This is a genomic window from uncultured Aquincola sp. (assembly GCF_964001545.1).
GTDB lineage: Bacteria > Pseudomonadota > Gammaproteobacteria > Burkholderiales > Burkholderiaceae_C > Aquincola.
Genome location: NZ_CAXFDV010000669.1, coordinates 1 through 5,549, shown reverse-complemented (window position 1 = coordinate 5,549; position 5,549 = coordinate 1). Strand labels below are relative to the sequence as shown.

The 5,549-nt window shown below is 69.5% G+C and carries 8 protein-coding genes; 2 read left to right on the top strand and 6 right to left on the bottom strand.

The features are described 5' to 3' along the window. On the bottom strand, positions 1-357 hold a 357-nt coding region (lipB, locus tag ABNT58_RS23565; protein WP_348755834.1), incomplete at its 3' end, for a lipoyl(octanoyl) transferase LipB. 41 nt (positions 358-398) lie between these two features. Between lipB and ABNT58_RS23560 the strand changes: the two genes are divergently transcribed. Next, positions 399-1,124 carry a tetratricopeptide repeat protein gene (locus ABNT58_RS23560; protein ID WP_348755833.1) on the top strand — a complete coding sequence of 242 codons (726 nt, stop codon included), beginning with the start codon at positions 399-401 and terminating at the stop codon, positions 1,122-1,124. Here the strand turns inward: ABNT58_RS23560 and ABNT58_RS23555 are convergent. From ABNT58_RS23555 to ABNT58_RS23535, 5 genes are all read right to left on the bottom strand, one after another. Beyond that, a complete protein-coding gene (locus ABNT58_RS23555; RefSeq protein WP_348755835.1) occupies positions 1,108-1,383 on the bottom strand; it encodes a DUF493 family protein in 276 nt (91 codons plus the stop codon). The genes ABNT58_RS23560 and ABNT58_RS23555 overlap by 17 nt on opposite strands. A gap of 69 nt (positions 1,384-1,452) precedes the next feature. After that, complete coding sequence (locus ABNT58_RS23550) at positions 1,453-2,328, bottom strand: D-amino acid aminotransferase (protein WP_348755832.1); 876 nt, start codon at positions 2,326-2,328, stop codon at positions 1,453-1,455. Positions 2,329-2,360: 32 nt separating this feature from the next. Continuing rightward, on the bottom strand, positions 2,361-3,509 hold the full coding sequence (locus ABNT58_RS23545) for a D-alanyl-D-alanine carboxypeptidase family protein (protein WP_348755831.1): 1,149 nt from the start codon (positions 3,507-3,509) through the stop codon (positions 2,361-2,363). Positions 3,510-3,548: 39 nt separating this feature from the next. Continuing rightward, positions 3,549-4,169: an alpha/beta family hydrolase gene (locus ABNT58_RS23540; protein ID WP_348755830.1), complete on the bottom strand. Its 621-nt coding sequence runs from the start codon at positions 4,167-4,169 to the stop codon at positions 3,549-3,551. A 22-nt stretch (positions 4,170-4,191) separates the two neighbouring features. Continuing rightward, positions 4,192-4,518, bottom strand: a complete 327-nt coding sequence (locus ABNT58_RS23535; protein WP_348755829.1) for a (2Fe-2S) ferredoxin domain-containing protein — start codon at positions 4,516-4,518, stop codon at positions 4,192-4,194. Positions 4,519-4,619: 101 nt separating this feature from the next. Between ABNT58_RS23535 and ABNT58_RS23530 the strand changes: the two genes are divergently transcribed. Next, positions 4,620-5,549 (top strand): imelysin family protein (locus ABNT58_RS23530; protein WP_348755828.1); only part of this gene is annotated, 930 nt, incomplete at its 3' end.

The following is a 5,549-nucleotide window of genomic DNA, read 5'->3' as shown; positions in this document are numbered from 1 at the left end:
GGCCACCCGGTGGCCGGTGACGCCGTAGTCGGCCAGCGTCTTGAGCACCGCCTGCTCCAGCCGGAACACGTATTCCTTGACGTAGATGGCCAGCCGGCGCAGGTCGACCAGCGGATAGGCCACCACCTGGCCGGGGCCGTGGTAGGTGACCTGGCCACCGCGGTTGGTGCGCACCACCGGAATGCCCTCGGGGCTGAGCACATGCTCGCTGCGGCCGGCAATGCCCTGGGTGTAGACGGGGTCGTGCTCGCACAGCCACAGTTCGTCGGGCGTGTCGGCATCGCGTTGATCGGTGAAGGCGCGCATCGCCGCCTCGGTGGCGGCATAGTCGACGCGGCCCAGGGTCTTGACGATCATGGTGCGCAATGGCCGGCCCACGCCGGCAGCAGGAGAAACGCATGCCCTTCCGTCCCCCGATCCACCGCCTGCTGGGCGCCCTGGCAGTGCTGGCGGCCACCGCGGCCGGCGCCGCTGAGCCGGCGCTGACGCCTGCGCAGAAGGAAGCCTTGCAGGCGCGCCTGGAGGCGGCGGTGGTGGACCACGACCAGGGCCGGCTGCTGCAGGCGCGCGAGGCCTTCGAGGGCCTGGCCCGCGCCGGCCTGCCGGCCGCCGACTACAACCTGGCGGTGATGCACCTGAAGCGCGAGCTGCCCGGCGCCAGCAACGGCGAGGCGCTGCGGCTGATGCAGCGCGCGGCCGAGCACGGCTTCGTCACCGCCACCTATGGCGTGGCGCGGCTGTACGAAACCGGCGACGCCGGCCGGCGCGACCTCGGCGAGGCCAGCCGCTGGTACCTGCGGGCGGCCGAACAGGGCAGCGTGCAGGGGCAGGTGGAGATTGCCACCGCGTACTACCTGGGCCGTGGCGCCGCGCAGGACATGCCGGCGGCCGCGCACTGGTACCGCGAAGCGGCCAAGGGCGGCGACGTGGGAGCGCAGTACATCCTCGCGTCGATGTACGAATCGGGCGTGGGCGTGGCGCACGATCTGCGGCTGGCGCGTTACTGGTACGCCGCGGCAGCGGCCAGCGGCGACGAAGTGGCGCCGGCCAAGCTGCGCGAGATCGACGCGCGGCTGCAAGGCGCGACCCCGGCGACGCCGCCGCCGGTCACAACACCACCTTGACCATCGGGTGCGTGGTCAGCGTGCGATAGAGCTCGTCGAGCTGCTCGCGGCTGGTGGCGGTGACGGTGATGGTGACGCCCAGGTACTTGCCGCCCTTGCTGGGCCGCAGTTCCACGGTGCTGGCGTCGAAGCCGGGGTCGAACTGCTCGGCCACCTGGGTGACCGCGTGCACGAAGCCGTCCACGTTTTCGCCCATCACCTTGATCGGGAAGGCGCTGGGGTATTCGATCAGCGATTGCTCGGGCGGGATGGGCTGCATGGTGACGGTGCTCATGCTGTGGAACATGGGGGCGGCGCGGGCGGATTCAAACCGCGCGCCGCGCTGCGCCTAGACGGACTGCAGCTGCTTGGCGTTCTGGTACGCCTCATAGAGGCGCGCATACACCGGGCCCGGCTTGCCGCGCAGCGCGCCGTGGCCCACCTCGGCGCCGTCGATGCGGGTGACCGGCAGCACCTCCTTGGTGGCCGAGCTGAGCAGCACCTCGTCGGCCGCCAGCACCTCGGCCTCGGCGATCGGGCGCAGGTTGTAGGCGATGCCGCACTCTTCGCACAGCTCGCGCAGCAGCTCGTAGCGGATGCCTTCGAGCAGGTGCTCGCTCTTGGGCGGGCCCAGCAGCGCCCCTTCCTGCACGATCCAGACGTTGCTGCTGCTGGCCTCGGTCAGCCAGCCGTCGCGGAACAGGATGGTCTCGGTGGCGCCCTGGTCGGACGACACCATGCGCGCCAGCACGCTGCCCAGCAGCGAGGTGCTCTTGATGTCGCCGCGCTCCCAGCGGAAGTCGCGCGCGGTGATGCAGGCCACGCCCTGGTGGCGGGCCTCGGCGCTGGCCTGCTTCAACTCGTTGGTCATCATGAACACCGTGGGCACCGGCTCGGCCGGCACCACGTGGTCGCGCAGCGCCACGCCGCGTGTGACCTGGATGTACAGCAGCTGCACCGGCGCCGGATGGTCCTGCACCAGGCGGCGCGCCACGGCCAGCCAGCGCGCCTCGTCCATCGGGTTGGGAATGCGCAGCTTGGCCAGGCTGCGGCCCAGGCGGGCGATGTGCTCGCCGAAGCGGAACAGGCGCCCGCCGTAGACGGGAATCGCCTCGTACACGCCGTCGCCGAAGATGAAGCCGCGGTCGAGCACCGACACCTTGGCATCACACAGGCGCGTGTACTCGCCGTTGAGGTAACACAGGCTTTCGGGCAGCGCGATCATGGCTTTCTCCGCGGCAACTTCAGGACGGGACCTTACTTGATCCAGAGGCGGATGGCGTCCCAGGCGCGGCCCAGCAGGCCGGCCTGTTCCACCGGCTCCAGCACCACCAGCGGCACTTCGGCCAGCGGCGCACCGGCGGCGGTGCTCACCTTCAGCGTGCCCACGCGCTGGTTCTTGGTCAGCGGGGCCACCAGCGGGTCGGTGCGCTCGACCTTGGTCTGCAGCTTGTCGCCTTCGCCGCGCGGCAGCGTCACGTACACGGCGCCGGCCGCACCCAGCTTGGCTTCACGCTGGGTGCCCTTCCACACCTCGGGCGTGGCGATGGGCTTGCCTTCTTCGAACAGGCGCACCGAATCCCAGGCGCTGTAGCCCCAGTTCAGCAGCTTCTGGCTTTCGGTGGCGCGGGCTTCCTTGGAGCCGGTGCCCATCACCACGCTCAGCAGGCGGCGCTTGCCGTTGGGCATGTCGCGCTGGGCGCTGGCCACCAGGCAGTAGCCTGCGGCGTCGGTGTAGCCGGTCTTCATGCCGTCGACGCTGGGGTCGCGGCCCAGCAGCAGGTTGCGGTTGTCCTGCTTGATCTTGTTGAAGGTGTAGCTGCGCACCGAGTAGTACGGGTAGTACTCGGGAAAGTCGCGGATGACGTGCGAGGCCACCACCGAGATGTCGCGGGCGCTGGTGCGGTGGCCGGCTTCGGTCATGCCGGTCACGTTCTTGAAGCTGGTGTTCTTCAGGCCCCAGGCCTGGGCCTGGCGGTTCATCATGCCCACGAAGGCATCCACCGAGCCGGCCACGCCTTCGGCCAGCGCCACGGAGGCGTCGTTGCCCGACTGGATGATCATGCCGCGCAGCAGTTCGTCGACCTTGGGCGTCATCGTGGTGTCGATGAACATCAGCGAGGGGTCGCCCTTGCGCTCGTCCCAGGCGCGCTTGCTCACCGGCAGCGTCTGCTCCAGCGTCAGCTTCTTCTCGCGCAGCGCGGTGAACACCACGTAGGCGGTCATCAGCTTGGTCAGCGAAGCGGGGTCGGTGGCCGTGTCGGCATCACGCTCGGCCAGCACCTGGTTGCTGCTGAGGTCGAGCAGGATGTAGTGGCGGGCGGCCAGCTCGGGCGGCTGGGGCGCCTGGGCCCAGGATGAAACGGTGCAGGCCGCAGCCAGCACGAAGGCAAACAGTTTTTTCATTCGGAGAGCGAAAGGAAGGAAAAGCGTCGTCGGCAAACGTCAGGCGGCCAGCAGGTGCCGCACCACCAACGACTTGAGCAAGGGCAACTGCCCATGGAAGAAGTGGCCCACACCCGGCACCACCACCACGGGCAGCGACTGCGGGCGGGCCCAGTCCAGCGTGGCCTGCAGCGGCACCACGTCGTCGGCCTCGCCGTGGATCACCAAGGTGCCTTCGGGCACGGCGGCCACCTCGAAGTTCCGTGTGGCCGGGCCCACCAGCACCAGGCCGGTAGCCGGCGCGCCCTGCGTGGCCAGCCGGGCGCCGGCCTGCGAGGCCACGTAGCCGCCGAAGGAAAAGCCCGCCACCCACAGCGGCAGCGCCGCGTCGCGGTAGGCGTTGATGACGGCCAGCGCGTCGTCCACCTCGCCCTGGCCGTTGTCCCAGGCGCCGGCCGATTCGCCAATGCCGCGGAAGTTGAAGCGCACGGTGCGCAGGCCCTGCTGCAGGCCGGCGCGGGCCACCGTCTGCACCACCTTGTTGTCCATGGTGCCGCCATGCAGCGGGTGCGGGTGGCACACCACCATCACGCCGCGCACCGCCTCGGCCGGCTCGTCGATGGCGCACTGCAGCACGCCGGCCGGGCCGGCGATGGACGCTCGCTGGGTCTGGGAATTCACGTTGTTCTGCGGGCCGCGGGTTTCAGCGGCCGACGTTGGGCGGCAGCACCAGGCGTTCGACCACTTCGCCGCCCTTGAGGTGATGCTCAACGATCTCGTCGATGTCGGACTCGTCCACGAAGGTGTACCAGGTGCCCTCGGGGTACACCACGGCCACCGGGCCACCGGCGCAGCGGTCCAGGCAGCCGGCCTTATTCACCCGCACACCACCGGGGCCGGCCAGGCCGGCGGCCTTGACCAGGCTCTTGCAGCGGTCGAAGCCGGCTTGCGCCGCATGCTGCGCACAACTGTCTTCGCCGTTTTCACGCTTGTTCAGGCAGAAGAAGATGTGGTGCCGGTAATAGTTCATACCCTGATTGTAGGCAGCGGGCGCTTTCAACCGCCTGTCGATCGCCCGGCAGTCGGGCGGGGCTTGGATGCAAATGCGAACCGTTCGCATAACATGCCGACATGAACAAGCGTCGATTCCTGGGCATCGCGGCCGTGGCCGCCACCGTGCCCGCATGGCCATTGCCGTTGTGGGCCCAGGCCGCGCCCACCGCCGACTTCTCGTCCGTGGCCCGGCACTACGCCGTGCTGGTGAGCGCGGGTTATGAAGACACCCTGGCCGCGGCGCTGGAGCTGCAGTCCGCCATCGGCGCCTTGACAAAGCAACCCAGCGCCGAAGGCCTGGAAGCCGCCCGCAAGGCCTGGCTGGCCGCGCGCGAGTGGTACGGCCAGACCGAAGCCTTCCGCTTTTACGGCGGCCCGATCGACGACGACAAGGGCCCGGAAGGCCGGCTCAATGCCTGGCCGATGGACGAATCGTTCGTGGACGGCACGCGCGACCGGCCGAATGCCGGCATCGTCAACGACAAGAAGGTGGCCATCACCAAGGCCTACCTGAGCCGCATGAACGAGCGCGGCGGCGAAGAGAACATCGCCACCGGCTGGCATGCGATCGAGTTCCTGCTGTGGGGCCAGGACTTCAACGACAACGGCCCCGGCGACCGCAGCTTCGAGGATTTCGTCGACGGCAAGAAGCCCAACGCCGACCGCCGCCGCCGCTACCTGACGGTGGTCACCGAGCTGCTGATCGACGACCTGCGCTACGTGGCCAAGGCCTGGCAGCCGGGCGTCAAGGGCAACTACCGCGCGCGCTTCGAGGCAGGCGGCCGCGAATCGGTGCGCAAGATGATCGTGGGCCTGGGCTCGCTCTCGCGCGGCGAGCTGGCCGGGGAACGGCTGGAGGTGGCGCTGAACACCCAGGACCAGGAAGACGAGCACTCCTGCTTTTCCGACAACACCCACCGCGACGCGGTGAACAACGCGCTGGGCATCGAGAACGTGTGGCTGGGCCAGTACCGCCGCCGCGACGGCAGCACGCTGCAAGGCCCTTCG